Source organism: Streptomyces sp. NPDC101152 (assembly GCF_044768275.1).
In the GTDB taxonomy this organism is placed as follows: domain Bacteria; phylum Actinomycetota; class Actinomycetes; order Streptomycetales; family Streptomycetaceae; genus Streptomyces.
In genome coordinates, this window is the sequence record NZ_JBIWPO010000075.1 from 1 (window position 1) to 26,559 (window position 26,559).

The 26,559-nt window shown below is 67.9% G+C and carries 25 protein-coding genes and 1 pseudogene; 12 read left to right on the forward strand and 14 right to left on the reverse strand.

Features of this window, described 5'->3' with window-relative positions; genetic code table 11:
• The first annotated feature begins 578 nt into the window (after positions 1–578).
• Together ACIRVK_RS42210 and ACIRVK_RS42215 are read left to right on the forward strand one after the other, a co-directional pair.
• On the forward strand, positions 579–764 hold the full coding sequence (locus ACIRVK_RS42210; RefSeq protein WP_404256932.1) for a CsbD family protein: 186 nt from the start codon (positions 579–581) through the stop codon (positions 762–764).
• Positions 765–913: 149 nt separating this feature from the next.
• Entirely contained in the window at positions 914–1,816 is a 903-nt protein-coding gene (locus tag ACIRVK_RS42215) for a YihY/virulence factor BrkB family protein (protein ID WP_404256934.1), read from the forward strand.
• A gap of 157 nt (positions 1,817–1,973) precedes the next feature.
• Here the strand turns inward: ACIRVK_RS42215 and ACIRVK_RS42220 are convergent, their stop codons facing one another.
• The 8 genes from ACIRVK_RS42220 to ACIRVK_RS42255 all read right to left on the reverse strand — a co-directional run bounded on the left by ACIRVK_RS42220 (position 1,974) and on the right by ACIRVK_RS42255 (position 10,021).
• Positions 1,974–2,885 (reverse strand): TniB family NTP-binding protein, encoded by a 912-nt coding sequence (locus tag ACIRVK_RS42220; RefSeq protein WP_404256936.1) that lies wholly within the window; start codon positions 2,883–2,885, stop codon positions 1,974–1,976.
• 140 nt (positions 2,886–3,025) lie between these two features.
• Positions 3,026–3,487, reverse strand: coding sequence for a hypothetical protein (locus ACIRVK_RS42225; RefSeq protein WP_404256938.1), 462 nt, complete (start codon positions 3,485–3,487; stop codon positions 3,026–3,028).
• Positions 3,488–3,733: 246 nt separating this feature from the next.
• Positions 3,734–4,282 (reverse strand): GNAT family N-acetyltransferase, encoded by a 549-nt coding sequence (locus ACIRVK_RS42230; protein WP_404256940.1) that lies wholly within the window; start codon positions 4,280–4,282, stop codon positions 3,734–3,736.
• A 176-nt stretch (positions 4,283–4,458) separates the two neighbouring features.
• Positions 4,459–4,830 carry a hypothetical protein gene (locus ACIRVK_RS42235; protein WP_404256942.1) on the reverse strand — a complete coding sequence of 124 codons (372 nt, stop codon included), beginning with the start codon at positions 4,828–4,830 and terminating at the stop codon, positions 4,459–4,461.
• A 36-nt stretch (positions 4,831–4,866) separates the two neighbouring features.
• On the reverse strand, positions 4,867–5,040 hold the full coding sequence (locus tag ACIRVK_RS42240) for a hypothetical protein (protein ID WP_404256944.1): 174 nt from the start codon (positions 5,038–5,040) through the stop codon (positions 4,867–4,869).
• On the reverse strand, positions 5,037–7,109 hold the full coding sequence (locus ACIRVK_RS42245) for a tyrosine-type recombinase/integrase (protein ID WP_404256945.1): 2,073 nt from the start codon (positions 7,107–7,109) through the stop codon (positions 5,037–5,039). The genes ACIRVK_RS42240 and ACIRVK_RS42245 overlap by 4 nt, the downstream gene beginning before the upstream one ends.
• A gap of 563 nt (positions 7,110–7,672) precedes the next feature.
• Entirely contained in the window at positions 7,673–8,824 is a 1,152-nt protein-coding gene (locus ACIRVK_RS42250; RefSeq protein WP_404256947.1) for a tyrosine-type recombinase/integrase, read from the reverse strand.
• A gap of 120 nt (positions 8,825–8,944) precedes the next feature.
• The gene (locus ACIRVK_RS42255) at positions 8,945–10,021 is read right to left on the reverse strand and encodes a hypothetical protein (protein ID WP_404256949.1); all 1,077 of its coding nucleotides are present in this window, start codon (positions 10,019–10,021) and stop codon (positions 8,945–8,947) included.
• Between the two features lie 1,333 nt (positions 10,022–11,354).
• Between ACIRVK_RS42255 and ACIRVK_RS42260 the strand changes: the two genes are divergently transcribed.
• Both ACIRVK_RS42260 and ACIRVK_RS42265 read left to right on the forward strand, forming a co-directional pair.
• Positions 11,355–11,693, forward strand: a complete 339-nt coding sequence (locus tag ACIRVK_RS42260; protein ID WP_404256951.1) for a MerR family transcriptional regulator — start codon at positions 11,355–11,357, stop codon at positions 11,691–11,693.
• A gap of 240 nt (positions 11,694–11,933) precedes the next feature.
• Positions 11,934–12,137, forward strand: coding sequence for a cold-shock protein (locus tag ACIRVK_RS42265; RefSeq protein ID WP_055495910.1), 204 nt, complete (start codon positions 11,934–11,936; stop codon positions 12,135–12,137).
• A 255-nt stretch (positions 12,138–12,392) separates the two neighbouring features.
• Here the strand turns inward: ACIRVK_RS42265 and ACIRVK_RS42270 are convergent, their stop codons facing one another.
• Positions 12,393–12,953: a hypothetical protein gene (locus ACIRVK_RS42270; RefSeq protein ID WP_404256953.1), complete on the reverse strand. Its 561-nt coding sequence runs from the start codon at positions 12,951–12,953 to the stop codon at positions 12,393–12,395.
• Between the two features lie 217 nt (positions 12,954–13,170).
• On the opposite strand from ACIRVK_RS42270, the gene ACIRVK_RS42275 reads away from it, so the two are divergent.
• Both ACIRVK_RS42275 and ACIRVK_RS42280 read left to right on the forward strand, forming a co-directional pair.
• Positions 13,171–14,004, forward strand: a complete 834-nt coding sequence (locus ACIRVK_RS42275; protein WP_404256955.1) for a hemolysin III family protein — start codon at positions 13,171–13,173, stop codon at positions 14,002–14,004.
• A gap of 279 nt (positions 14,005–14,283) precedes the next feature.
• Positions 14,284–14,493, forward strand: coding sequence for a transposase (locus ACIRVK_RS42280; protein ID WP_404256957.1), 210 nt, complete (start codon positions 14,284–14,286; stop codon positions 14,491–14,493).
• 380 nt (positions 14,494–14,873) lie between these two features.
• Here ACIRVK_RS42280 and ACIRVK_RS42285 read toward each other — a convergent pair whose 3' ends face one another.
• Entirely contained in the window at positions 14,874–17,066 is a 2,193-nt protein-coding gene (locus tag ACIRVK_RS42285; protein WP_404256959.1) for an FtsX-like permease family protein, read from the reverse strand.
• A 110-nt stretch (positions 17,067–17,176) separates the two neighbouring features.
• A complete protein-coding gene (locus ACIRVK_RS42290; RefSeq protein WP_404256961.1) occupies positions 17,177–17,887 on the reverse strand; it encodes an ABC transporter ATP-binding protein in 711 nt (236 codons plus the stop codon).
• A gap of 137 nt (positions 17,888–18,024) precedes the next feature.
• Between ACIRVK_RS42290 and ACIRVK_RS42295 the strand changes: the two genes are divergently transcribed.
• The 3 genes from ACIRVK_RS42295 (at position 18,025) to ACIRVK_RS42305 (ending at position 20,393) form a co-directional block, all read left to right on the forward strand.
• Positions 18,025–18,861, forward strand: a complete 837-nt coding sequence (locus tag ACIRVK_RS42295) for a sensor histidine kinase (RefSeq protein ID WP_404256963.1) — start codon at positions 18,025–18,027, stop codon at positions 18,859–18,861.
• On the forward strand, positions 18,858–19,550 hold the full coding sequence (locus tag ACIRVK_RS42300; RefSeq protein ID WP_404256965.1) for a response regulator: 693 nt from the start codon (positions 18,858–18,860) through the stop codon (positions 19,548–19,550). The genes ACIRVK_RS42295 and ACIRVK_RS42300 overlap by 4 nt, the downstream gene beginning before the upstream one ends.
• 303 nt (positions 19,551–19,853) lie before the next feature.
• Positions 19,854–20,393 carry an IS5 family transposase gene (locus ACIRVK_RS42305; protein ID WP_404256967.1) on the forward strand — a complete coding sequence of 180 codons (540 nt, stop codon included), beginning with the start codon at positions 19,854–19,856 and terminating at the stop codon, positions 20,391–20,393.
• 14 nt (positions 20,394–20,407) lie between these two features.
• Here the strand turns inward: ACIRVK_RS42305 and ACIRVK_RS42310 are convergent.
• Positions 20,408–21,600 (reverse strand): annotated as a pseudogene (locus tag ACIRVK_RS42310) (transposase).
• Positions 21,578–22,639, reverse strand: coding sequence for a helix-turn-helix domain-containing protein (locus tag ACIRVK_RS42315; RefSeq protein ID WP_404256969.1), 1,062 nt, complete (start codon positions 22,637–22,639; stop codon positions 21,578–21,580). Before ACIRVK_RS42315 ends, ACIRVK_RS42310 begins: the two are co-directional and overlap by 23 nt.
• A 920-nt stretch (positions 22,640–23,559) precedes the next feature.
• Between ACIRVK_RS42315 and ACIRVK_RS42320 the strand changes: the two genes are divergently transcribed.
• From ACIRVK_RS42320 to ACIRVK_RS42330, 3 genes are all read left to right on the forward strand, one after another.
• A complete protein-coding gene (locus ACIRVK_RS42320) occupies positions 23,560–23,883 on the forward strand; it encodes a hypothetical protein (RefSeq protein ID WP_404256971.1) in 324 nt (107 codons plus the stop codon).
• Positions 23,884–24,273: 390 nt separating this feature from the next.
• Positions 24,274–24,630, forward strand: a complete 357-nt coding sequence (locus ACIRVK_RS42325) for a hypothetical protein (RefSeq protein ID WP_404256973.1) — start codon at positions 24,274–24,276, stop codon at positions 24,628–24,630.
• 326 nt (positions 24,631–24,956) lie between these two features.
• Positions 24,957–25,250, forward strand: coding sequence for a hypothetical protein (locus ACIRVK_RS42330; RefSeq protein WP_404256975.1), 294 nt, complete (start codon positions 24,957–24,959; stop codon positions 25,248–25,250).
• A gap of 312 nt (positions 25,251–25,562) precedes the next feature.
• Here ACIRVK_RS42330 and ACIRVK_RS42335 read toward each other — a convergent pair whose 3' ends face one another.
• Positions 25,563–26,462: a hypothetical protein gene (locus ACIRVK_RS42335; RefSeq protein ID WP_404256977.1), complete on the reverse strand. Its 900-nt coding sequence runs from the start codon at positions 26,460–26,462 to the stop codon at positions 25,563–25,565.
• Between the last annotated feature and the right edge of the window lie 97 nt (positions 26,463–26,559).

The window sequence follows — 26,559 nt, forward strand, 5'->3', positions numbered from 1 at the left end:
CACCCTCGAACGCACCCAGGTGACAGCGACCCCGGCGGCGACCCACCTCTCCTACCGCGTCGTTCGCTGACCGCGAGAGACGATGGTGTAGCTGAAGGAGACCACGAAGCGAGTCCTGGGAATCGCAGCTACAGTAATTCACACGCTTCCGGAACTTGATCAAGCCCTGCACCGCGACGCAGGGGAGAGACCTGCTTCGGCCGCACGGCCCCGGTGGTTTCGAATTCCGCCGTCGCATCATCCAGGTACCGGCCGTGACCGGATAGCGGTGACGAGATGGCTGGCCTGGCGACCGGTGAGGGGCGCGGGGTCGGTCATGCCCGCACCTTATGCGGGCCGCGGCGCGACCCGCCGATCGGTCGGCGGAGTACCCGAGGGACCCGCCCGCAGGATTGCACCCACGTCCTGGCGGGCTCCCGCCGCGCTGTAGGTGACCCGCAAGCTCGGTGCGCCTGTCACCGGGACATCGCCGCGGGGAGGCCGCGTGGGTAGCCCGGCTGCGGATCGGACATGACGGGAGGCGGCGCGGGTAGAGGTGCTGGGACCGCGACGAGCGCGGGCCTGAGAGGACGGTTCCTATGAGCACTGAGGACAAGGCCGACAACGCCGCCAACAAGATCAAGGGCAAGGCGAAGGAAGCCGTCGGCAAGGCTGTCGGCAACGAACGCCTGCAAGCAGAAGGCAAGGCCGATCAGGTCGAAGGCGACGTCAAGCAGGCCGGTGAGAAGACCAAGGACGCGGTGAAGGACGTCTTCAGGGACTGAGCCGCATCCTGACGAGGGCGGGTCAAGGCTCATCGGGCTGCGGCCCGCCTTTCGCGCAGCCCCGGGTCGACGCCGAGCCACACGGCAGCGGCCAGCGAGGCGGCTACCAACGGTGTGCCCGGTGAGCTAGTGAGGGGGAGCACACGATCATGGATGACAGTGACGATCGTAAGCACGGGTGGAGGGCGGCGCTGTGCCGCACCCCGGTGGCCGTCTGGAACGATGACGTTACGGACTGGGCCGCAGCCCTGACCTACTACGCAGTCCTCGCCCTGTTCCCCGTCCTGCTGGTGATCCTTTCGGTTCTGGGGCTGACCATGCCCACGACGACCCCCGAGGTGATCGACCGGGTGACGGGGGTCGTCCCTGACACCTCGCGCGAGTTGCTACGCAGGGCTCTTCAGCAGATGGCCGGACAGGCATCCGCAGCGTGGCTGCTGCTCTTCTTCGGCGCCGTAGGGGCGCTGTGGTCGGGCTGCAGCTATCTGAGCGTCTTCCGCAGGGCTATGCATGCGATCCACCACGCCAATGCACACCGGCCGGTGTGGCGCACTGCCCCACGCATCATCATCACCGCGATGGTACTGATCAGCCTGCTGCTCACCACCACCCTCGCGCTGTTGTTGAGCGGCAGCCTGGCCAGACGCCTGGGCCGGGCACTCAACCTTGGCACCATGCCCCAGACGGCGTGGGACACGCTGCGCTGGCCCGTGCTGACCGCGGTGGCGGTCGCCCTGGTCCTGGTGCTCTACCGCTCAGGTCCTGCTTCTTCGCGCCCGATACAAAAAATGGCACCGGGCGGCGGTCTGGCGATCGTGCTTCTGCTGACCGTCTCCCTCGGCTTCACCGTCTACGCCAGGCACGTGAGCACCTACTACCGCCTGTACGGATCTCTGGCGGGCGTGGTGGTCTTCCTCATCTGGCTGTGGCTGTCCAACCTGGCCCTCTTGATCGGTGCCCAGTTCAACGTCGAACTGACGAAACCAGCCCCGCATCCGTTGACAGCGGTCACCGCCGCCTCCGCGTCTCCGAAGGCGCAGCCTCCCAGCTGATCGTCTCCTTCTTGACTTCTCCCCCAGCTGAAGCAGGGAGATTCTTCCCTCGCGGGTCGAGCTTTCTGCTTCTCAGACAGCAGCTGCCCCGAACTACCGGTGGTTCGTTAAATCCGGCGGTAGAGATCAAGACCGTGTCCGGTGGTGACCGCGTCGATCAGGGCCTGGAGCTCGGAGGGTGGGTCCGTGTCCGTCCAGGCTCGCCACCACCGGTTGAGGGTGACGGCGGGGGTGAGCCAGGAACGGATGGCCCGTAACGCCCTGGGCCAGCAAGGCTGTTGGGGCCGGTGTGGTTGGTCTGGGCCCCCTCTCTGGCCCCTCCTCGGGACATGGATCTGGCGCGGTGGCATTCAGGGGTCCGGGTGGGGCGAACCATTGGTCCCAGCAGAAGGAGAAGGCGCAGTTGACCAGGGTCTGGTGGCGGCGGATGGCGCGGTCGGAGCGGACTTGGAAGTCGGCCCAGCCCAGTTCGGTCTTTGAGCCAGTCGGCGGCCTCCGCGCCGCTGGAGGTGCGGGGGTTGAGCCGGTGGATCTCGTCGATCAGTACGAGCTTGACCCTGGCCGCGGTGTAGGTGTGGCAGACGGCGGTCGTGATCTGCGTGGTGGTCATGCGGGTGGTTGTGGGGATGCCGAGGTAGCGGGCGAACTCCCCGGCCGGTGTCTTGGCGCCGGGCGGCACCAGCACGTAGGCGACGGGCACGCTGTCGTCGCCCGGGGCGGCGCGGCGGGTGTGGGCGAGGTGGCAGGTGCGGCCGACTTCGAGCAGCGCGGTCGTTTTGCCGGTGGTGGCGGGGCCGGTGACGATCAGGGACGGGCGGGCGGTCACCTGCTGGTGGCGGCCGAGGATCATCAGGGTGCGCACACTGCGCGAGAGGGTTTCGATGGCCGGGGTGCGCACGGTGACGAACTGTGAGTGGTAGGCCAGGCGTTCCTCCGCGGGGCGTGGTGGCTGGTCCGGTTGCGGCGGCGTGGGCGGTGCGGTGGTGGCGAACCGGGCGAAGGCGTCGAACGTGGTGACCGTTCCGGGGGACGTCTCCTTGACGGCGGGCGCGGCATCGTGGCTGGTCACCAGTGTTCGGCCTCCTCGAAGGCGTCATAGAGCGCGAATCGGCCCGCTGGCGGGGAGAGTTCGGTGCCTCGCCGGGGTGGCCGTCAGTGTCCGGGGCATGGGCTTCGATGGCATCGAGACTGTCGTCGGCCTCGCCGTGGTCATCCGTTGTCTGTGGGCCCGCCGCTCCGGCCGGTGTCGCGGGCCGGTTTGCCGCCGTGGCGGGGGTGGCGGGGCAGGGGGCGGGTGCGGCGCAGGATTTGGTCGGCGGCCTCGGCGAGGGCTGCTTCGTGTGCCTCGCGGTCTGCGCGCCGCTCGAGGGTGGTGCGGATGTGACGCCAGGTGGTTTCGCTCGTGGGGGCGTGGACCTGGTCGCGGTGGATCCACGGGATCTCGTGCAGCTGGCTGTCGGGCAGGCGGATGTAGATCTGGCGTACGTCGTGCGGGTTGAGGTGAATCTCCCACTTGCCGCCGGGGCTGGTGGGTGAGGGCCGTCCGCGGTGCTCGTTGAGCAGGGTGTGGTCGTAGGTGCGGTGGTTGATGCGGATGCCGCGGCCGGTGACGGGATGGAAGCGCACCGGCAGTAGTTCCAGGTAGTCGGCGCCGGTCAGGGGCCACGGCACGTATCCGCACGCGCCCAGCAGCGCGCCCCACATTTCGTTCGGGGCCAGCGCCGTTTTGGGCAGGACCGGGTGGCGCAGGCCCTCGTGGGGGCGGTGCTGCCAGACCTTTTACCGACCGTAGGAGCTCGAATACTGGCCCTGAACTGCGGCGATTCATAGACTACATGTCCGTGACGGCGAGGTGGGCTCGTTGCTGTAGCTCATCCGCTGGCCGCATGGGAGCGCTAGTCCACCTGCATGGGGCTGCTATGCGTTGGGGTCGCGGAGGCCGACTGCGTCATGCCGCCAGAACGGCTCCGAGTAGACCAGCGTCCCCGTCATCCACGGCTCGTACTTCGGAAGCCTGATGGCCTGGAAGGCGGCGTCGGGGATGCGCAGGGATGGTTTGCGGAAGCCCAGATCGCCACCAGGCGCGAAGCCGAAGCGGGGGTAGTAGCCCGGATCGCCCTCCAAGAAGATGAGCGGGACTGCCTGCTCGGCCAGGGTCTTGAGCCCGCCTCGGACGAGGGCTGAGCCGACGCCTTGCCTTTGGTGCTCGGGGGCCACGGCCAACGGGCTGAGCACCTGCACCTCGACCAGCCGCCGCGGGGCATCGAGCAGACTGCGGGTGAACATGATGTGTCCGACGACCTGTCCTGCATGCTCGGCGACAAGCGAGAGGCCGCTGTCAGGAGTGCCGGTGTCACGCAGAGTGTCCACCAGATCGGCCACTACGGTCCCGTGGTCACCGAACGCCTGCAGGTGGACATGACGCACGTTGTCTCGGTCGCTTGGCAGTTCTTCGCGGAGATCCATGCCGGGAGAGTAGGGGCGCTTCCTGTCGCAAGCACACGGTTTTTTGGCGGGACCGAAGGCGCGGGCATCGCGGATCCTCAACTGACTCTCGGATTTCCCCTCGCAATACGGCCCTGCCGGCCGATGGCCGGCAGGGCCGTATCGCACTTCTGGTCACAACTGGTCTATGGGACGGATCACGTTGCTGATCCCGGGTCGGCGATCTGGGATTCGAGGTCGGCGATGCGCCGGTCCTGGAAGCGGAGGTTGGAGCGGGCGGCTTTGAGTCGCTCGTCGAGGGTGCGGTTGTCAGCGGTCAACTGGCGGACCCTTTGCTTGAGGGTGGTGTTCTCGGTGGTGATCCGCTGGATAGCCTCCTCAGTCCACTCGGCTTGCAAGTCCCTTATCTGGCCGAGGAGTTCACCGATGCGGGTGCGCTGGGTGAGGATCTCGACCTGGGCGGCCTTGAGCGCGTCCTCGGCGTTCAGCGCGCGCTCGCGCCAGGTTGCCTCGCGCTCGTTGTCCTGTGTGGTGAGCGTGCAGGTCCGGCGGTCACCCGCCTCGGCCATCGCTGCGGCGATGGCGGACCGGGCCTCGGAGTTGTCTTAGAGGAAGGTGCGTGAGACGTTCGCCCGCCGGGCGACAGCAGCGACGCTGACCTGGGCCTTCTCCCGCTGGAGCCGGGCAACGGACTCGTGGACCCGCAGGAGGGCCGCGTCGGTCCTGCTGCGGCGGGCTGCCAGGGCAGCGGCAGTTCGGGGTTCGGGGACGGTGTTCATGCGACGTCCTGTTCGGGGTCGGTGCCCTCGGCTGTGCACGTATCGCTGTACTCGCTTTCCTCCCCAGCTCCCGCGTCGAGGAGGTCGGCGGCGCGGAAGGCGGTGGACCACACGCGGTGGAAGTAGTCCTGGGGTTTGCGCAGGTCCAGGGCGAGGGCTTCGTCAAGAAGGCCAAGTCCGGCCAGGGCCTTCTCTAGGCCGTCGATGGCGCGGGCGGTCGGCTCGAAGTAGCGGTGGAGGTAGTCGGCGGTGGCGTCGTCCGGGGCACCCTCGGCCAGCAGCCGCCACTGCTCACGCTTGCGACGCCAATAGAGCAGGTCGGCGCCGGACAGAACGAACTTGTGGCAGGAGTGACAGTTGAGGCTCCAGGGGCAGTCGTCGCCGTCGACGACGGGCTGGAAGGTGCAGAAGCCGCCCTCGGCAGGGGTGCTGCGGCGACCAAGGCCGATCGCGAGGGCCATGGCACGCTCTCGGGTGAGCGCGGTGAGGTCGTCGGTGAGGATTTCGCCGGGGCTGGCGGCGCCGAGGCCGGCCACCCAGACGTGCTGGAGCACGCTCTCCAGGTCGGACGGTGCGAGATGGACGTAGTGCTCGGCCATCCACTCGGAGACCTGACCGAGGTAGCGGCGGATGTGGGTCAGGCTCCCTCCGGCTCGCAGCAGGCTGGTGGCCAGCGAGTGCCGCGCTTGGTGGGGCACCCACCGGCCGATGTCGAGATCGTTGATCCATGCTTTGAAGCCCCGGTGGAACCACTGGTAGGACAGGGGCCGACGGCTGTCGCTGTTTCGCTGGTTGCTGGGGAACAGCGGCAGATGAGCGCGTTCCTCCGGGGTCGGCGGGCGGTTGTGGCGAGTGGTGAACAACGCCAGAGTCTTGCGCTGTCGCGCTTCCAGCCGCTGGTGGAGCTGCTCAGGAATGCGGATCGCGGCGTCGTAGTTGCCGACCTTCGTCTGGTCGTGCCAGAGCATGGGGAGCCCGCCGTAGCGGCCCAGGCAGTCCAGACGCAGTTTGATCACATCGCTGCAGCGTCGTCCGGTGACGATGATGGTCTCCCAGGCGTCGCGGAGTCCGCGGTCGGCCGGGTCGTGGCAGGCGGCGAGCGTCTGCAGGTTCGTCTCCGCGGCAAGGGCTCGGGCGACGTCGTCGGAGAAGGGGGTCCGTGTCCGGGTGACGATCCTGCCCGGAGAGGGCATGGCGGTGACGAAACCCCGGTCGAGGCCGAGCCGTTCGGCTTCGCCGGATTCCAGGGCTTCCAGGAGGATTCGCCGGGTGCGGGTGAAGACCATCTGGCGGGTGTAGGCGGTCACGATGGACGGTTTGCCGTGCAGGCCTTTCACTCCCAGGGACGGCAGTCCGTCCAGTTCGCGGAGTCGTTGGTCGGCGGCGAAGTCGTGGACGTGGTGCGGCCGAAGCAGCCTTGGGTCGTGACCGCCGCCGGGGGCGTGGATCTCCAGGAAGGCGCTGAGTTCGGTGCAGGCTCGCCGGGTGCCGTCGAAGGTGTGGCCTGAGCGCGGGCAGCTCGGGGATCGCAGTATCGCGGCGAAATGATCCCAGGCCAGGTCGCGGAGCCATCGCTGAGATATCGGGGTCAGGTCGATGCGTGGCGACCGGTTGTTCAGCCCGCGGCCGAAGTGCTCGGTGTTGAGGTAGCCCTGCTCGGGGGTCTGCTCGGGCGTCACATAGAGCGGGGTGAGCAGGTCGATGAGGGTCCGGGCGAGGTAGGCGGCGTCCCGGCCGGCTGTCGTCAGCCGACTACCTTCCTCGTCTGGGTCCAGGCTGCCGGAAGTCAGGTCGGCGAGTGAGTGAAATCCGTGGTGGCGGCAGTAGTCCGCCAGGCTCTGGATCTGGGTGAGTTCCCAGCGTCTGCCCGATCCACGGGCGTGGACGAACAGTCCCCACTGGATCTCGGCTCTCAGGAGCGGGTGTAGGCCACGCAGGTTGATCTGACCGGGTCGGGATGTTGGTGCTGTCCTTGAGCACCACCGCCGGAAGTCCGCTTCGTTGTCGTAGGCGACCGGCACTGGCGAACCGACTCGCTCGTAGCGGTTGCCCCACTGCGCTGGCAGCACGGGCCCGCCCGGCCGTCCCTCTCTGCGATAGCGCCGGTGGTGCCGATAGCAGAACCCAGGGGCGATTCCGCCAGTTCAGGGCAGACCACGGCTTTGCAGCGTCCATATCCGGGCCGGGGCAGATGCTTGGCCAGCCAGGTGTCGAAGTCGCCGGCGTCTCCGTGTCGGTCGCGGTAGTGATACCAGCTGAACTGGTGGTGGTGACACAACTCCAAGGTCAACTGGCGTGACGGCCGCTCGGGGCAGAGTCGGCACGGTCGCTCGCGCAGTTCCTCGCCGTGCCCGACCAGGTCGGCGGTGCGCAGGAAGTCCGCCCGGGACCGCTCGGCGCGCAGCCGCCGCCATGCAACCTCGTGGGCGCCGCAGAGATCTCCCCGGCCGCCCTCGGCCGCTCGCAGTCGGTGACCAGGCAGATCCATCGGTAGACAGGGTGGTCCGGTGGGATCTCGACGATCTCCGAGCGGAACACTGGATCGAAGGACGGTGAGTTGACCAGCGCGGTCATGATCTCGAATCGGTCCCGTTTTTCCGGGAGTCCCGCACCGGGGTCAGAGCTGTCTCGGTCACCGCGTCTCACCCCAGACCGCGCGCAGAGCGGAGTCGAAGGCGGGGTCGTGGATGTCGACGTGTCCGTAGACCTCGTCGACGGTGGCGGCCGAGGCCCAGCCGCCAGCATCCCGGGCTATCAGCAGGTTGCCGTCGGCGGCGTCGAGGACCGCGGAAGTGAACGAATGCCGGAAAGCATGGGGTTTCACCAGCCCGAGCCCGATGCGTTTCCCGGCCCGGCCGAGCATCCGCCGGGCCCCGACCGGCGCCCACGGCTGTCCGACGCAGGCGCCGTGCAACTGGACCAGAAGCATGCCGTGTCCGGCTTCGGGCGGGTACTCGCTGGTGAGGTACTCGACGTAGGAGTGCACCATTGCCGGACTGACCCGCTTGATCAGTCCACCGGTAACCGTGCCGTGGTCGACCCGCCAGGAGTGTTTGGTCTTGGCCTCGGCCCGGTTCGGGTTACCGGGCCGGTGACAGACGTGCAGGTGAGGGGCGCGGCACTCGCCGCAGGCCGCGTTCTCGCGCAGGTGCAGGTCGACCAGGTGCAGCCCGCAGAGCTCGCCGATTCGCAGGCCACCGTCGGCCAGCCAGGTCACCACCATCCGGTCCCGGGCCGAGTTCACTGTCGCCAGCAACTTTTCCCTCGCGCCGTCGGGCAGCATCTTCGGGTGCCGGCGGTGCGGTCCCTTCGGCGCGAGCGGGTTCGCCGGCATCGCGGACTTCACATGCCCGAGGAGCGAGCGGCGCCGGTCCACTCGCGACGGCAGCCGCGTGCCGTCGAGCTTCTCACCGAGGCCCACGTTGACGCCGAGGGAGGCTTGGTGCAGGTAGAAGCCCTTCAGGCAGGACGCCGCGGTCGACAGCGCGGACCGTCCGTAGGGGCGCTTGCCCACCCGCCACGGCTCCCCGAGCGGTATACGGACCTCGGCGCCGACGATGCCCGTGTACCTTTCCAGGTCGCGCAGTTGGACCGTGTCGAAGGTCAGGCATTCGCGCTCAAGCCATCGCAGGTGGTCCACCAGGTAGTACGCGTAGGTCTTCTGTGTGCCCGAGCCGTCATGGACGCGCAGGAACCCGTCCGCCTCGACGTGGAGCGTGCCCTCCGGCCAGACGATGGTCCATGACCTCCATCTGCTCTTCCGCTCGATCCGCTGGACTTTCAAGTCCCCGACCACAAGGTGCCGTACCACTCGTCCTCCGTACCGACTCCAGAACATGACGAACGTCCTGAACCCGGTCGGTAAACAAGCCCATGACGTTCACGCCACAGGCTCGAACGGACATCACGAACAACACAAACCACGGTCGGTAAAGACCTTCACGATCCACGTGGCCAGCAGGTGCTCCCTCTCCGATAGCGTCCAAGTTGCGTCGCTCTCTGGATCGCAGCCGCGGTCGGCGATGTCGATACCGCGGTAGCCCAGGAGGAGCTCCAGCAGCAGCGACTGGATCCCGGCGAAGGCCCGCGCGCGGGCGGCCTTATCCGGCGGTCGCATCGCCCGGGCCGGCAGCAGATCGATCCCGAGCGTTGCCGCGGCTTGAACGAAGTGGTGGCTCTTGTAGACGGCGCCATGGTCGCTGGTCACCGTCTCGGGAGCAAAGAACGGCAGCCCGGCGACAGGGTGCCCGGCCAGCTCGGCCACCAGGGCCGCCGGGGCGCCGGGGTAGGACCATTCCGTCTCCGGCCCCCAGTCCGGCCCCATCGGCAGCGGCAGTAGCACATCCCGCAGCAGCATCGCCACCTCCACCGCCGACTCCGCCACCGGCGTGAGCCGGAACGCGACGATCGAGTGGGTGCAGGCGTCCAGCGCAATCGTCAGGTGCACCGCGATCGGCTCGGCGAAGACATCGTCCAGCACCTTCACCGGCAACGGCGTCGTATCGAGGACCGCCACCGGCCCCGGCCTGCTGACATGCACCGTGGCCTCAGGCCGCCACGCCGCGGCGGCCGCGGCCGCCGAACGGACGTACCGCTGGCGGCCTCCGCCCGGCCCGAACCACTCCCGCCACACCTTCGACAGGGTCGTGCGGTGCGGAACTTGGACCTCGCGGTCGGAAAAGCGCTCGCGCACGTACTGGTGGATCAGCCGCTCCTTCGAGGTCATGCTCATCCTTGAGCGGTGCAGTGACTCCGCGTGCACCGCCACGATCGCCTCCTCCACTTCCGGCGTGATGGAACGGTGCCCAGACCGCGCGCGGGTCCACCGGCCGTCGGCAAGCCCGGCGACCCCGTGCTCGGAGTGCTGCGCGGACATCCGCTTCAGCGTGCGGACGCTGATTCGCTCCAGGCCCAGCTGCTTCGCCTCGCGGCCGTGGAGGTCATTCAGCTCGGCGACCTTGGCCAGCCGCCGCTCCGTCAACGTGGTCCATGCGGGATCGAACGCGGGCCGCGGTTCGTCCGGCCGGGCCCAGAACCGGCTCCCGCTCCGGTAGCCGGTCTCGACCTCAAGCAGGTGCTCCTCGCGGATCCGAGCTCGGGCGAGATTGTGCTCGGTGAGGTCCTCTGCCCGGCTTTGGCACGACAGCGGAACGTCAAGGAACCGTTAGGATCACGGCCCTTTTCGCCCTCGGAACGCCAGCGGGCGGCGGTGGCGAAGACCAGCGGGGTGAGCAGCACCGCACCGCACACAGCCCTGTACGAGACCCCGACCCACAGGCCCGCGCCGTCCTCGGCGCTGCCTAACATGAAGCCGCAGATCTCCCATCCCCGGAGCGGTTGACCGGCGGTCGCAGTACGGCGGACGGCCCGCTGCCGGTTGGCAGCGGGCCCTGCGAGGGTCGCAGAAGACCGCGGGGGACGGACATCAACTGCGTGTCCTGCGCAATGCCAGCAGATCCTGCGAGGTCACGCTCAGCCCGACGTGCCTGCGCGGCGGGGGAGTGAATCCCTGCGCCGGACGGAGCCTCGGAGCTGCTTGGGCCAGCCGTGGACCGGTCGAGGCGGATTACCTCGTCTTCGAGCGCACAGAAATCTATGTCGGCCAGAGTAGACATTCGGTTGCGGTGTGGTTATGGTTTCTCTCGTAGCCGAGATCGAGAGAGGCCCGGCAGAGATGAACTGCCGGCCAGCAGTACCGCAGTTCGCAGGACGGTGCGGTGGTGGAGTTCCGAAGCCAGAGCGGTTGCAGGACGGCGACGGGACTGACGACCGGACCGGGTGGCCCGCAGTGATCAGGGGCCGCCATGAGCAGTACCGCAGTGGCAGTACCCGTAAGTGCAAGTTCGCAGTACCCAGCAGTGAAGTCAGTGAGCAGTACCTCGGTGAAGGCGTCGGCTGCGGGCGCGCGCACCGGGAGGTTCGGCAGTGGGGTTCCAAGCCAGAGCAGACGCACGACGGGCGATGGGGCTGGCTGCCGAAGAGTGGCGCTGTTCGAGGCCACCAGAGGTTCGCAGTACCAGCAATTCGCAGTTTCCGTCAGTGAGTAGTTGATCAAGAGGGAAGAACGGAGGAGCCGAGCGCCATCAGGATCGCCCGGGCGGAAGTCTTGGACCCGGGTACCGCAGGACATCGATAGTGAGGTGGTCTCCGGTCACGCAACCGCGATCCCCGCGTCCCCGACAGTGTCTCGGTCGGGACTGCGGAAGCAGAGGGCCGGTGCAGTATCAGGGCCGGCAGATGGTGTAGTAGTTCCTTCGGGGCCCTGGTGCCAGTACGGCGCCAGGGCCCCTCCGCGTGTTCCACAGAGAGGTGCAATGACAGCAGACGACACCTTCGGCCGTCTCGATGACGACGACTACCCTGCCTACAGCATGGGCCGGGCCGCCGAGTTGCTCAGCACTACCCCTGCCTTCCTCCGCGCCTTGGGCGAAGCCCGCCTGATCAGCCCCCTGCGCTCCGAAGGCGGCCACCGCCGCTACTCCCGCTACCAGTTGCGCATCGCCGCCCGTGCCCGGGAACTCGTCGACCACGGGACCCCCATCGAGGCCGCCTGCCGGATCGTCATCCTCGAAGACCAGCTCGAGGAAGCCCAGCGCCTCAACGCCGAATACCGCCGCGCCGCCGAATCAGCGAACCCGACGGCAGCAGCATGAGATGAGCGTGCCCGTCAGCGTCGGCGGGCACCGCACGCACGATCTCGTGTGCGGTGTGATCAATTCCAGTGGTGACGCGGTGTGCGGACGTGTAGCGTCTGTGTCAGCTGTCGTGGTTCGGAATTCCCTGCCCGCGCCTTTGGTGTGGGCGTTTTGCTGTGCTGTGCCGCAGGAACCAGGACGATCACCTCCGTCTGCCACAGGGAGTGGGAGGCGTTCATCGACTGGAAGGCATAAGTCATGGCAACGGGAACAGTGAAGTGGTTCAACGCGGAGAAGGGCTTCGGCTTCATCGCCCAGGACGGCGGCGGCCCGGATGTCTTCGCGCACTACTCCGCGATCAACTCCACCGGCTTTCGTGAGCTCCAGGAGGGCCAGGCCGTGACGTTCGACGTCACCCAGGGCCAGAAGGGCCCGCAGGCCGAGAACATCAACCTGGTCTGACCTCGCAGACCTGCCCGAGAGGTTGCGCACGCCGCGTCAAGTGGCCGCAGCCCGTGCAGGCCCTGCCTGCTGTCGCGCCGGGCCGGTGCAGGGTCAGGGGCCGCGCAGCAATGGCTGCGCGGCCCCTGATCTGTGGAGGCCCGGGGCCGCTGCCACTTCGGCTTGAACCTTTCTGACCTCGGTCGCTGCAAGCGTCGTCGGGCGCGGGAGCCGCATGTCTGGCGCGGCTTCGGTGCAGCTTGGAGGAGCCGACGTTCAGACACTCGTCCAGGCGTCGAGGAAGGCTTTCCGTCCAGCCGGATCGTCCGACCTGCGGTCTGCGTGCAGGACGCGCCAGGCGGTGAGCTCAAGATCTCGCAGCCACAGTTCTCCGATGACCTGTGTCTTGAGGTCGGGCAGATGGTCGGACTCGACGAGGGCCTGACCGATCACCTCGGCGGCCGCGCAGCGCTGGGGCGGGGTCATCTCATCGACGGCCGAGAGGATCTGCCGGGCCAGGGCGGTTCCCTCTCCCGCCAGCGAACGCAGCACCGGATCCTTGATGTTGACGGGCAGCAGGTACGCGGTGCCCGAAGACCTCCACAGGTCCGACCAGAAGCGCTCTCCTGCCGCGGTGGGGGCAGGCAGCGCGGCCAGCAGCCCGAGGAGATGGCCGGTGGCCGCATATCCATCGGAGTGGGCGGCTGCGACCACTGCGACGCCTGCGACGCCCTCCACATCGAGCTGGCCCGCCTCAAGATGCGGAGCCAGGTCCAGTTGGTGTTCCAACTGGTCTGCGAGCGCGGTGGATACGTAGGGGCGGACCTTAGGAAGCATCGGCGATCCTTGCGCGTAGGCGAGCGGAGATGCCCGTTCGTAAGCCCTGATCGTTCCCAGGACCAGCCGTTCTACTCGGCTTCGGCAGGCCCAATTGGCGGTAGGCCAAGGGGGCAGGAGTTCCCACGGTGGCGAACCGGCCCAGATCCGGCGACGTGGCTCCGTTCTGGACCGACCTCCCGCGATGTGTCCGGGTGAGGTTGCCTAGCATGATCGCATGGTTGCCAGTGACGCCCCGGAGCCCGGGGCAGGACGAGAAGCTGCGTCCCGCGACGCCGCTGAGGTTGAATCTGGTCACGTCGTGTCAGTGCGCGGACAGGGCCGTGGAGACGGGCTACCCGACGAATCACCAGGCGACCAGACGGGGAAAGGGGCTCACTCGGTTGCTGCTCTGGTGGAGCGGGTGGCCGACCTGGCCGAACCGGTCAAGCCGAGGTTGCGTGGCTGGCTCCATGCCGGAATGGTCCCCGCCGCACTGATCGCGGGCGTCGTACTCATCTGCCTGGCCGGTACTCCGCAGGCGGTCCTGGCGTGCGCCGTGTACTCGGTGACCGCCTGGCTCCTGTTTGCGACAAGCGCCATCTACCACCGGGGCACCTGGGGACCGCTCGGCGAGGCTCTTCTGCGACGCCTTGACCACGCCAACATCTTCCTGATCATCGCAGGCACCTGCACCCCCCTGGCCGTGCTCCTCCTCCCGTCCGAGCAGCGGTCCCTGTTGCTGTGGATCGTCTGGACGGGAGCGCTGGCCGGCATCGCGTTCCGGGTCCTGTGGGTCGGAGCTCCGCGCTGGCTGTACACCCCGTGCTATCTCGCGCTGGGGTGGGCGCCGGTGAGCTATCTGCCCGACTTCCTGCGCACCGGCGGAGCAGCCGTAGTCGTCCTGATCGTGGTCGGCGGTCTCCTGTACAGCGCCGGCGCGGTCGTCTACGCTCTGCAGCGGCCCGACCCCTCACCCCGCTGGTTCGGCTATCACGAGGTCTTCCATGCCCTGACCGTGGCAGCGTTCACCGCGCACTACGCCGCTATCTCCCTCGCCACCTACCGGTAGTTCGTTAGATCCGGCGGTGGCATGGGTTGACGGCGAATCGGGTTGGTCGTAGGCCGGTGATAGGAGTCAACTGGCTTGCTGGGGGCTGAAGATGACTGCTCGCCGTCCGTGTCCGCCTGCGCCGGGGCCGTTGGAGGAGTACGCGGCCCGGTTCGACGACCTCTTCTTCAGCCTGGCCCAGCAGCGAGGGTTTCGCGAGTACCTGACCGGGCTGCTGGCGCCGCGGGAGCGGAACAAGACGATCACCTGCCTGGCAGGGGCGGAGCCGGTGGCGGGTGGATGCCGGGGGTGCAGCGGCTGCAGTTCTTCCTGTCCGAGTCGCCCTGGGAGGCCGAGCTGGTCAACGACCGGCGGCTTGAGCTGCTGCGCGAGGAGCCGGCGACGGCTCCGCACGACGGCGGGGTCATCGAGATCGACGACTCCGGGGACCGCAAGGACGGCACGGCCACCGCGCATGTGGGCCGGCAGTGGCTGGGCCGGCTGGGCTAGACCGACAACGGCATCGTCACCGTCACCACGGTGTGGACCGACGGCCGCGTGTACTACCCCCTGCACCGCGACTCCTTACACCCCCGCCCACCACTTCGCCCGTGGCCGCTCCGATCCGGCCTTCCGTACGAACCGCAGCTGTCCGCTGCTCTCGCGGCCCGCGGGAAGGAGGCGGGCTTTGGCTGCCGGGCGGTGGTCGCCGACTGCGCCTACTCGTCCTCGGCGAAAGCGGTAGCGCCCACGTGATCTTGTTCTCGATGTCGACGTTTCGCCGTCCCCGTGGCGTTCTTTTCTGGCCCGCGCCGTGCGGCCGACTACACGGCCCGCACGGGCCTCAGCCGGGGGAGGAGTCACGAGTGGCCAGGATGGTGCGTCGCGGTTCACTCGTTGTGCAACACCTCGGCGACGGTGAGCCGGGCCGCTGAGCGTGCGGGGACGAGTGCGCCGAGGACGGCGATGGCAACGCCGGCCAGGACCAGGCCGGCCAGCTGGGGCAGGTGCCAGACGTCCTTCATGGACTTGTTGAACACGACGGCTACGACATTGTCGACGATCAGCCGGTGGGCGGCGATCCCGAAGGGGACGCCGATCAGAGCGCTGACCACGCCCAGGCCGGCCACGGAGGTCAGCGTCATGGCGATCACCTGGCGCGGTGTCATCCCGATCGACTTGAGCATGCCCAGGTCGCGGCGGCGTTCGCGGATGTTGAGCAGGACGGTGTTGAAGACTCCCAGCGCCGCGATGACGCTCAGCAACACGGTGAACAGCGAGGAGAAGCTGACGACGGCGGTGGTCGCGGTGTTGCTGGTGCTCTCCTTCGAAGGGTGCAGACCCGGGTCGCCGGTTTTGACTGCCTTCATGTAGGCCTGGGCGTCGGTGCAGGAGGCGAGCGTGACCGTGTAGGCGTCCGCGCGCCGGTCGGGGGCCAACCGGGCCAGGGACTGCCAGGAGACGTTCAGGCCGCGGGCGTCACCGTCGACGGTCTCGCCGACGATGGTCACCGGCGCCTTCCCGACGTCCGTCTGCAGGGTGATCCGGTCGCCCATTGCCAGACCGTGCTGCGCCAGGAACATTGGACCGACCACCGCCTGGCCAGGACCGTTCATCCAGTGCCCCTTCACCAGCTGGTACGCGGCGGCCGGATGCTCTCCCCGGAAGAAGAAGCCGGTGCTGGTCTGCGGGAAGCCGACAATGGTCAGTCGCAGCGAGGCGTTGACGGCCACCGCTTTCGCGCCGGGGAGGGAACGCAGCAGCGCCTCGTCCTTAGCGTCGCTGAGTCTCGGAACCGTCTGGCCGGCCGCGGCCGATCCCGCCAGCACGTCGATCCGGGTGCCACTGTGTCCAGCGTCCTCGTAGGCAACCATGGTGCTGCTCAGGCCGGTCGTCGCGGTCACCGCGGCGACCCCGAGCACGATAGCCGCCATGGTCATCAGGGTCCGGCCGGGCCGGGCGAAAGGCTGGCCCAGGCCCAGGCTGACCGGCCGCGGCAGCCGGGTTCCGCCGAGCCAGCGCTGGACGCGCAGCCCCCGCCCGGTACGCGGGGCGCTGCCCGCGCTGATCGCCTCGGCAGCGGGCAGTCGGTGCGCGCGCAGGGCGGGGACCAGCGCGGCGAGAGCGACGAAGACGGGCATGCCCAGCAGGCTGACCACAGGGACCCACGTGCTGATCCGTGGTGTGGCGCCGTAGGTCATCACACCGTGGAAGACGACCCCGAGCATCGGTTGCGCCAGCGCGCTGCCGAGCACCGTCCCCAGGATGCTGCCGGCGGCAGCGGGCACGGACACCATGGCCAGGTAGACCGCGGCCACCTGGTGGGGAGTGAACCCCACGGCTTTGAGCACGCCGATGTGCCGGCAGCCGGAGACGACCGCCCCGCTGACCACATTGACGGTGATCAGGACGGAGACGACCAGGCTGAGCACCCCGAACAGCGTGATCAGCGGCAGGTAGGAGTCGGCCATGGAGGAGAAGGCCTGCTTGAGGGTGAGGTACGACTGGCTGGACATCAGCGCGTCCGCCGGAAGTCCGGCGGTGGCCTTCGCCAGCCCGGCGCGCAGCTCCGCGTCCGTGGCGGAGGAGGTGAAACGGTAGAGCATCTGCGCGGAGGTCGGGTGCAGCGCCGCCATCTGCGCGGGAGTGACCCAGGCGCCCGCGGACTGGCTGATGCTGGTCGCGATGCCGACCACGGTCAGCGGCGGGGCCCCCTCTGCTCGGAGCACGGTACCCAGGAGGGAATGCCCACCGCTGGACTTCCCACTGGCGGACTCGGCGACGACGATTTCGCCGGGGGCTGTAGCCCAGTGCCCGGCTCGGAGCGTGAGGTCGTCCACCGGTCCGGAGGGGCTGGAGCGGCCCACCACGGTCAAGGTGCCCGGCGGATTCCCCAGGAAGTCCTTCGAGAAGCGCAGCACCGCCTCGTCATAGGGGCCCGCGGCGGCCTGCACCCCCGGGCGCTCGGTGGTCCGGGCCAACTGCGCATCCGGCACCTGCGCGGATTTGAAAGTGGCCGTGACGTGGGCGCCGTGCTGCTGGGCGAAGACCCGGTCGAACGGAGCCGACGCTGCATTCAGCACTCCCAGTGCGAATAGCACCGCTGTGGTTGAGCACAGCACCACCAGCCCGATCACGAACGTCTGCATCCTGCGTCTTTTCACGGCCCCGCGCGAGGCCCGCCACACCGCGCTCATGCGGTCCGCTCCAGGCTGCTCTCGCGGGCCACCTTTCCGTCCGCGAGCTCGACGAGGCGGCTGGCGCAGCGTGTGGCCAGATGCGGGTCATGCGTCACCATGAGCAGCGTCTGGCCTATCTGGTTCAGGTCGATCAGCAGATCCATCACCTGTTCCCCCGACCGGCTGTCAAGCGCTCCGGTCGGCTCGTCCGCCAGCAGCAGTGCCGGGCGGTTCATCAACGCCCGTGCCACGGCCACCCGTTGTCGCTCTCCACCACTCAGCACAGCCGGATACATGTCCTTGCGCTCCGCAACACCCAACTCGTCCAGCAGCTCCAGTGCCCGTCGGCGCGCTTGCCGCGCGGACGTCCCCGTCAGCTGCGCGGCCATCGCCACGTTGTCCAGCGCGGGCAGGTCGTCGATCAGGTTGAAGAACTGGAAGATCATGCCGACGTGGTGGCGCCGGAACAGCGCGAGTCCGGTCTCGTTCAACTTCCCCAGGCCCTGGCCGCGCACCTCGACCGTGCCCGCGGTCGGGCGGTCCAGCCCTGCCACCATGTTCAGCAGGGTCGACTTGCCGCACCCGGAGGGCCCCATCACGGCGACCGCCTCGCCGGCGCGGATCTCCAGTGATACGCCGTCCAGGGCTTTGGTTTCGCCGTACTCCTTGTGCACGCCGTCAAGCCGCACGATGACCTGCGCTTGCGTGCCGTGATCAGTAGTCATGAAGTGAAGCTAGAAGTCGCGTCCCGGATCGGGCCTCATGCCCAGGATGTATCCGGCACGGTCCGTCATCCCGTAGATGTACGAGGCTTCAACCAGGGGCTGATGCGCAAGTCGGCCCGACCTGCGAGGGTATGGGCGTGTCGGGTTTCGAGACGGGCATGGTGATCGCTGCCGTGGGGGCCTGTGCCACCGCGGCCTGCCTTGGCATCGCCCTCGCCAGGATGCGCCGGCTGCACCGGGCCACCCTGGCAGAACGCGGCTGGCTTCTGGAACGGGAACGCGAGAGCGCGACACGGAGCGCGGTTCACGCCGAACGCGCCCGCATCGCCCGGGAGCTGCACGACATCGTCAGCCACAACGTGAGCCTCATGGTGGTCCAGGCCAGCGCCGCCCGCGAGGTGCAGGCCGCGATGCCCGACCAGGCCCAGACCGCGATGCAGGCCGTCGAGGACGCCGGCCGCAGCGCCATGACCGAGCTGCGGCACCTCCTCGGCCTGCTCGCGCCCTCGCCCGACGGCCAGGACGACGAACCGGACCTGTCGCCGCAACCGAGCCTGAGCCGGCTGAGCCCCCTCATCGACACATTCGCATTCGCCGGCCTCCGGGTCGAGGTGCGGATCCTGGGCGAGCCCCGCCCGCTGCCGGCCGGGATCGACACGACCGCCTACCGCATCATCCAGGAAGCCCTGACCAACGCGCTCAAGCACGGCGACGGAGTAAAGGCGGAGGTCACGATCCGATACGCGGACCACTATCTGCGGGTGGAGGTACTCAACACCGGGCCGAGCGTACTGTCCGGCATGAGCCACGCGCCCGACAACGCCACGGACCAGCCGCCCGCAGCGGACGGGGCAGGCCGTGGCCTGCTCGGACTGCGTGAACGAGCCACGCTCTACGGCGGCGATTTCGACGCCCGCAGACGCCTGGGAGGCGGCTACCGGGTCCGCGCCCGCATCCCCCTGAACCGCCCATGACGCCCACAGAACCCGCTCCACGCGTAGTGATCGCCGACGACCAGGAACTCGTCCGCACCGGATTCCGGCTGATTCTCACCGCCCGCGGGATCGATGTCGTCGCCGAGGCCGCAGACGGCGCCGAAGCGGTGACGGCCGTGCGCACGCTCCAACCGGACGTCGTACTCATGGACATCCGGATGCCCACCATGGATGGCCTGCAGGCCGCCCGACTGGTGATGCGCCACACCCCCCACTGCCGGGTGATCATGCTCACCACCTTCGACCTCGACCACTATGTCTACGCCGCCCTCGCTGCCGGTGCCAGCGGCTTCCTGCTCAAGGACGTTACCCCCGCCCACCTCGCCGCCGCCGTACGCCTCGTCGACACCGGCGACGCGCTGCTCGCGCCCTCGATCACCCGCCGGCTGGTCGAGCGCTTCGCCTCTGGAGACCCCCGCCATCAGCCCTCCCGGGCACTCGCCATCCACCGCGACCTGGCCGGCTTGACGCCACGCGAGCGCGAGGTCCTCACGCTCATGGGCCGTGGTCTGTCCAACACCGAGCTGGCTCAGACACTGACCCTGAGCGAGGCCACGGTGAAGACCCACGTGGCCCGGATCTTTGCCAAGCTCTCCCTTCGCGACCGGGCCCAGGCTGTCGTGATCGCCTACGAGACAGGGTTCGTCTCACCAGGTGAGTTCAACTGACCCTGGGTAATCAGCGGAATTGGGTGGTCTGAGAAGCCATCCGCTTACCGATCAACTGGCTTTGTCTGGTCGAACAAGGGTCCTGATCGGGTGATCGCGGTGCGGTTGGCGCATGAAGGCAGGGCCTCGCGGTAGCTCGGGGTTGTCGAAGCCAACGAGCTGTTCCGGGAGGCCCTGTTGCCGCAGTCTTTCGCGCTCGCGCCCGCGGAGTCCAACTCACCGTCTCTGCCGTGTGACTGCCTCGCGCACAGGTTCGGCAATGCGGCGGACGGTCCTGACCGCGCCCCGTACTACGGCTCCGACATGCCGGAGGCGGAATGGCAGGTCGTGCGGGCCTTGCTGCCCGTTCCGGCCTGGCTGGAAGGGCGGGGAGGCCGCCCGGAGGGGTATTGCCATCGGCAGATGATTGACGCGGTCCGCTACGTCGTGGACAACGGCGTCAAGTGGGCCAACCTGCCTGCCGATTTCCCGCCGTTCAAACGTGTGCACGCCTTCGCCCGCCGCTGGCAGATCCAGGGTCTGCTCACCGAACTCCACGACCGGTTGCGCGACCGTGTCCGGGCCAGGGAAGGCCGCGCGGTGGACCCGACCGCCGCGGTCGTGGACTCGCAGTCGCTGCGGGCAGCAGCCAACATCCCCCGCTCGACGTCCGGCTGGGACGGCGGGAAGAAGGTGGGCGGGCGCAAGCGACACCTGGTGGTGGACTGCCTGGGCCTGGTCCTGGCCGTCGCGGTGACCGCAGCGAGTGTGCAGGACCGCGACGCCGCAGTCGGGCTGTTGCAGCGGCTGCGAGGGCTGTACTTCTCCATCCGCCTGGTGTGGGTGTGTCAACTTAACGGCTGATCTTGGTTGTTGAGTTATCGCTGGTCGGTAGGGGGCAGGCGGCCATCGAAGGCGATCTGGAAGGCGTTCAGGGTGCCTTCCAGCGCATCGTCCAGCGGCGCCGGCCCTTGCCCGTCGGGTCCAGGCTCATCAGCGCCATGTAGACGCACTTCAACGCGGCGGCCTCTGTGGGGAAGTGGCCGCGGGCCCGAACGGCCTTGCGGATCCGGGCGTTCACGCTCTCAATTGCGTTCGTGCTGCAGATGACCTTGCGGATCTCGACGTCGAAGGACAAGAAGGGCACCATCTCGGCCCAGGCGTCGGACCACAGCTTGATCACGGCCGGCCGATTTCCTCGGCGATCACCGCAGCCGTGCGGCCGGCACGCAGGCCCTCGGCGATCGCGATGCGGTCGTTCTGGGTGAGGTATCGGTCGTCGACCGGTCTGTCGGGCAAGAGCATGCGTCCAGCCTTGATGAACCACAGCGAGCCCGCACTGGTGGATACGCCCACCCGGCGGGCAGCAGCTGCCCCTTTCAGGCCACCTCTACGCAGCTCGAAGTACTCCTTCGGCACCGCCAGCGGCAGCCGGTTGGCTCCACCTCGAGGCATAGGTCCGACTCCTTTCCGGTGTCGCAACCACCGATGGAAACCGCCCGCGGTCCAGCGGGCGGGACTGCCATTCCGCCATGCCCTCCATCACCTTGTCCGTGATCGTGGTGATGGTCTGCTTGGACACCCCCGCCCCGTACACCTCGGCCAGATGAGCTGATATCTCCCCGTGCGTGAGGCCCTTCGTGGACAGGGAAAGCACCATCTCGTCCACGCCGGTCAGTCGACGCTGCCGCTTCTTGACGATCTGCGGCTCGAAGGTGCCGGCGGTGTCGCGGGGCACCTTCACCTCGACCGGGCCGACGTAGGTCAGTACCGTCTTGGCCCGGGTGCCGTTGCGGCTGTTGCCGCTGTTCCTGCCGGCCGCGTCGTGCTTGTCATAGCCGACGTGATCGGTGATCTCGCCCTCCAGGGCGGACTCCAGCACCCGCCTGGTCAGCTGCTGCAGCAGCCCACCCTGCCCGGTCAGCTGCAGCCCCTCCGACCGGGCACGCTCCACCAGCATCGCGACGAGCTGCTCGTCGGACGCGGGCACAGGCTGCCCCGACTGGGCACTCTCGACAGGCTCCACGGTCTCCAACTCCACGGCGGTATCAGTCACTTGGCGTCTCTCCATGATCGTCGGATCCGCCGTTAGATTTACACTCCCGATCAAGCTCATCCCGGAGTAGGGCACCTGCTGTGGTGCTGGGGTAATGGCGGACCCGGTTGCCGTCACGTTGGCTGTTGATCAGCCCTGCTTCGCGGAGCACGCTGGCATGCTCGGAGGCAGTGGCCAGGGCGATGTCGGCACGGTGGGAAAGTTCGGCGGTGGTGAGGCCAGGGCAGGCAGCGATGGCGCGTAGGACGGAGGCGCGGGTGCCGCCGAGCAATCTGCCGAGCGCCCGCGAGTTACGGTGCGCCGATTCCGGTACTCCGGTTGCGACGAGCGGGTGAGCGGTGTCGGGGTCAAAGGGCAGGGGGTAGGCCAGTACGGGCCTGTCGCCGGTGTCGTTGCCCAGGCGCAGGCGGGGCAGGGGGCCGCAGAACAGCATCGGTGCTAGAAGGAGGCCGCGTCCTGCCAGGTCGATGTCGGCATCGGTCGGGGACGGCAGGGTGAGCACCGGCGGTTGCCATGTGACGGCGGGGTGCAGGTTTCGCAGGAGGGCGCCGACACCGCCACGGGTCAAGAGGGTGGCTTTTTGGCCGATGTGGGCGTCCAGAGCGGCTTGGATGCGGGGCTTGTGTGGGGTGATGGCGACCTGGTTCCAGGCGTCCAGCGCGTTGGTGACGGCGGTCATGGCGTCGGCGTCGCTGTCGGCGAGTCCGCGTACCCAGCCGGGCAGTCGGGACGTAGTGCCCAGGCAGGCAAGGTCGTTGCGGAGCTGTCGCACGGAGGTGGCGCGGATGGCCTCCAGGGCGGCGGCATCGCCTCCGCCGCGCAGGACCGGAGTGAGGAAGTCCGGGATCCAGCCGCCGGCCGGTATGAGGTCCCGGAGCGGGCGCACCGTGGCCGGAATCCGCCCGCGCAGGCTCGCACGCCACGGCGCGAAACGTAACTGCTGATCGGTACGGGCCAGCATCTGCAGGGCCAGCACGGCCTCGCTCATGGTGGGCAGCGTGTCACTGAGCGCGACGTTGGCCAGGTCGTCAATGGTGAAATGAAGCCGCAGCATCGTGTGCCCCCGTGCCGTCCCCGTTAAGTAACCACCAAAGCTACCGGTCGGTTTCGGGCTGGACCGAAACACTGTGACACCCCCGCCAGCCTCGTGCCAGGCTCGCATCGATGCCGATCAGAGTCGTCACAACTCACGGTATCTCGTGGATGCTGTGGGACTTTCAGTTTCCGGTGAGCGCCCAGAGCCGCCCCCTGACCACATGATTGGAGAATTCCGTTGACCCGACGCACAACCAGGCGGAACGCAAGTCGATCACCGCCCTGCTCATCGTGAGCTTCGCGGTGACGGGTTCGGTCATGAAGGCGCCAGCCGCCGAAACGGCGGTTACGGGTGCTCAGGCGATCTGGTGTGGACCGGTACCGCGCTCAACGGCACGGTTCACAACTCCTTCGATGGCGGGTCGTCCAGCTCCCCGGACGCGGCGTCTTCAGCTAGTACGGAGGCCCGTCGACGGGGAGCAATGCGTACCTGGGTGGGTGGGCGAGGACGCCCCCCGGGGCAAGCTCCTCACTGTCCAGTGTCCCCTTGGCGCTCCTGTAGTTGATCGCTTGCGGCAGATGTCTCGGCGGCAGTGATCAGACGCCTGCAATCGCCCTTCTACAGACATCCTCTGGTCGTACGGCAGCGGCAATCGATGAGACCTCCTTCCCTCGCCCTACGACACTAGCGGTACCTGTCGCCAGCCCCACTTCGCCGAGTCCCCAGCCTCCTGCTACTGACCCTCAACCCTGGAATGACCCGGAGGTCGCCAAGTGCGCAACTTCTTCAGACGGTTCGCGGTACCGGGAGCCTTCGTCCTCGCTGCCACGGGCGGCGTGACCGCGGCCGCCACCAACACAGCCTCAGCCAGCGGGGGGGGGTGTCCCGGCAACGAAGTGAGCGGATCGCCCTATGCTGTGGCCACCCCCGGAAGCGCCGTGTATAGCTACGTGCGCCTCTTCTACGACCCGTCCACAGGCAACAACTGCGCGGTCAATGTGAAGACGGGCAGCCTTTACGGCACACCGACCCTCACCAAGGTCAAGCTCAGCGTCTGCTCCGATCCCGCGCCCAGACCGTCCTGCCGCGGCTGGAACCTCCCCTCGCAAGAGGACCCGACCAACAACAGCACGCTGTACTCCTACTTCGCGGGACCGGTGACCGTGCCGGGCACCGGCCACTGCATCGCGGTGTATGCCGAGACCGACCGGACCACCAGCGACTACGCCGTCTACTGGAGCGGCGCTCACCACTGCGGCTGACACGGCTCCCCCGGCTCCAGGGAGGGTGAGTGAGAGAAGAAATTCAGGATCGTCGGCTGTCCTGGGAGCCTTCGTGCTGTCCCCCAGTAACTGTGCGATCAGGAGACCTTCGTCATTTCCCGGGCGTTCTATTCGGAGGGGCGCGCTTGCTTCCGGGTGGGCTTCAGGAACTACCCCTGAAATGCGGTTAGCGCCGCACCGAGCCCACTTCGACAAAGGCGAAGAGTGCGAGTGTGCGTCCAGCAATGTCCCGGAATTCGGGGCGGTCAACGTAACAAACTACGCGGAAAGGGAAGACTCATTATGCTTGCAACCCTCAGTAAGGCGCGTCTGCAGAATGGCCCGACACGCCGAATTGTGTCCCTGGCTGCGGCAGTGGTGGTGGCAGGGGTGACCGCGGTCGCCGCATCTGGCACGGCCAGTGCCTACAACAACTGCGGCGAGGTGGGGGTGTACTACTGCCAGGCAGTCACCGGCACTGCTGGTGGGGTCAGGCTGGCCACAACTCTCGGAGCCGACCACCACGAGTATGCCCAGGCGTGGGGCACTTCGGGCGCTTCGAACTGGGCCTACTACATGGACCGCTCCTCCGACGGGGGTGCTACCTGGCAAGGCTGGATAGACCCGGTCTACAACACGAGTGAGTGGACGGGTGAAATCGATGGCGGGCTCTATGACGGGCCCCCGTACGTGACCCGTGCATGCATCACCGACTTCCACACGTACGTCTGCACCGCATGGCACTGACCCGAAGGCCGGGGAGACGGGGTGAGTTTCCGAGGGCCGGTTGACAGCACTACGGCCAGTCGTGAGCCGATCGCCCGCCCTGCAGACGCCGCCGGCCGAGAAAGTGGAACAGAGAGATTCCTGGCGGCGGCCCGTGGCGCCAGCGGCTATGCCCTCGTTGTACACAGTCAGGGCCATGGCACGACTGCCACCCGGCGGCGCGCCATTGACGCGATACCAACCGAAGTATGATAATCTCGCGAAATTTCGACGAAAGGATCGCAGTGGGAGTCAAAAAATGCTTTAAGGCAGCAATAATAGCAGCGGGTGCTGCAAGCGCACTCGCCGTGTCCGCGACCAACGCATTCGCGGACACGGGAACCGGGGCCCTGTCAGCCAACGGCTGCAACGGGCGACTGATCGCTACGAGTAACCACTATGCGCTCGGGCACGTCGACGGCGCCTGCTGGGTTACTCTCCAGCAGACCAACGTCACCAACGGCGGCCTGCTGACGCTTCCTTGGTCCCTCAACAACACTCAGGCTGAGTACTACAACGACGGCATCCATTACCTTCGGGTGTGTATCGAAGGAATGACCAGCGGCCAGGTTGCTTGTGGCGCCTGGATCTCTGGCCCCTGATAGTCAGGCTTCCTCGGCCAAGCGGGTGTGCTCCGCATGCCGGCGGCCGCATCCCCGGGGCAGGTGTCTCGGGGATGCGGCCGCGATCCGACCAGGATCACGCGGTGAGCGTGACGTCGGTGGTGCCGATGGCCCGGCGGATCGGGATTGGTGCCCCCTTCTTCCGCTTGGGGGCGGGCTTGGGCAGCTCCCTCACGGGCCGGAAGACGCTGCCCGTCCGGCCGGTGACGTCTCGCCAACGGGTCTCGAAGGATTTCCGCTGCTTGTCGACGACGCCGACGGGTGCGGCGACGAGGAAGGCTTCGGCGCAGGTCAGGCCGTCGGTGGACAGCAGGTAGTGGGCGCGGCGGATGTGGAGTGCTCGCCGATGGTGAGCTTGACGTCCGCGTTCTTCGACGCGTAGCGGCGCACGAGCATCTCGGCGGTGAACCGGTCGCCGACCCACATGGTGCGCAGGGAGCGCCAGGACTGGCCTTTCTTGACCTTGCCGCGGCAGCCGTCGGGGCCGGAGCACCAGGGCGCGTGCTTGATGGGCTCCCCCGTCTCGTAGTCGGCATAGGCGCCCTGGGGGTGGTTGCGCCGGCAGCGGGCGGTGCGCTCCTGCTGGCACCACCACTTGGGGCGGGTGCACTTGTTCCCGTGGTGGGTGCGGCAGTCCTTGGTCCGGCCGATGAAGGTCATGCGGCGGATCTCGTAGACGGCGTACTCGGCCTGGTCCAGGGCGGTTTCGAAGGTGGTCAGGACGGCGTTGTTGCGGCCGTCCTCGGCGAGCCGCTGGTAGAGCGAGCCAGCGAGGCCGTAGAGCGACATGTGCTCGTTGAGGGCCTGCGAGACGAACTCCATGCGGAGGACCTCGGCGGCGACGTGCGGGTGTTCGCGCAGCCGCTCTTCGTGCCGGTCGCGGGAGGCGCAGACCCCGCTGACGGGGCACTGCGAACAGTAGGACTTTTTGATCTTCTCGCCGAGCTGTTCGTAGACGTAGGCCTCGACGGCGGCCCGGTCCATGCGGGCCAGGATCAGCGGGTAGTGCGGCTCGCAGATGGTGCGCCCGGCCTTGGTGTTGTGGTCGCGCTGGATCTTGCTGTCCTTCTCGGCGCGGCCCATTTCGTCGTAGTGGTAGCCGATGACGCGGCGGTAGGAGGTGGTGCCGAACTCTGCGGCTGCCCAGTGGTCGAGGACCCAGACTTTGAAGAGGATGCTGCTTCTCTGCACTAAGAACTCCTAACAGAATGCTGCAACTTACCTTGGAATGTTGGTGTCTGATGGGTTGTTAGCCTGCACGTGAGAAGGGGCGAGCAGCCGCCGTGGA

Coding starts and splice junctions, on each gene's coding strand:
- ACIRVK_RS42210 (WP_404256932.1), top strand. CDS start 579: ATGAGCACTGAGGACAAGGCCGACAACGCCGCCAACAAGATCAAGGGC.
- ACIRVK_RS42215 (WP_404256934.1), top strand. CDS start 914: ATGGATGACAGTGACGATCGTAAGCACGGGTGGAGGGCGGCGCTGTGC.
- ACIRVK_RS42230 (WP_404256940.1), bottom strand. CDS start 4,282: ATGGATCTCCGCGAAGAACTGCCAAGCGACCGAGACAACGTGCGTCAT.
- ACIRVK_RS42235 (WP_404256942.1), bottom strand. CDS start 4,830: ATGGCCGAGGCGGGTGACCGCCGGACCTGCACGCTCACCACACAGGAC.
- ACIRVK_RS42240 (WP_404256944.1), bottom strand. CDS start 5,040: ATGAACACCGTCCCCGAACCCCGAACTGCCGCTGCCCTGGCAGCCCGC.
- ACIRVK_RS42260 (WP_404256951.1), top strand. CDS start 11,355: ATGACAGCAGACGACACCTTCGGCCGTCTCGATGACGACGACTACCCT.
- ACIRVK_RS42265 (WP_055495910.1), top strand. CDS start 11,934: ATGGCAACGGGAACAGTGAAGTGGTTCAACGCGGAGAAGGGCTTCGGC.
- ACIRVK_RS42270 (WP_404256953.1), bottom strand. CDS start 12,953: ATGCTTCCTAAGGTCCGCCCCTACGTATCCACCGCGCTCGCAGACCAG.
- ACIRVK_RS42275 (WP_404256955.1), top strand. CDS start 13,171: ATGGTTGCCAGTGACGCCCCGGAGCCCGGGGCAGGACGAGAAGCTGCG.
- ACIRVK_RS42280 (WP_404256957.1), top strand. CDS start 14,284: ATGCCGGGGGTGCAGCGGCTGCAGTTCTTCCTGTCCGAGTCGCCCTGG.
- ACIRVK_RS42290 (WP_404256961.1), bottom strand. CDS start 17,887: ATGACTACTGATCACGGCACGCAAGCGCAGGTCATCGTGCGGCTTGAC.
- ACIRVK_RS42300 (WP_404256965.1), top strand. CDS start 18,858: ATGACGCCCACAGAACCCGCTCCACGCGTAGTGATCGCCGACGACCAG.
- ACIRVK_RS42305 (WP_404256967.1), top strand. CDS start 19,854: ATGCCGGAGGCGGAATGGCAGGTCGTGCGGGCCTTGCTGCCCGTTCCG.
- ACIRVK_RS42315 (WP_404256969.1), bottom strand. CDS start 22,639: ATGCTGCGGCTTCATTTCACCATTGACGACCTGGCCAACGTCGCGCTC.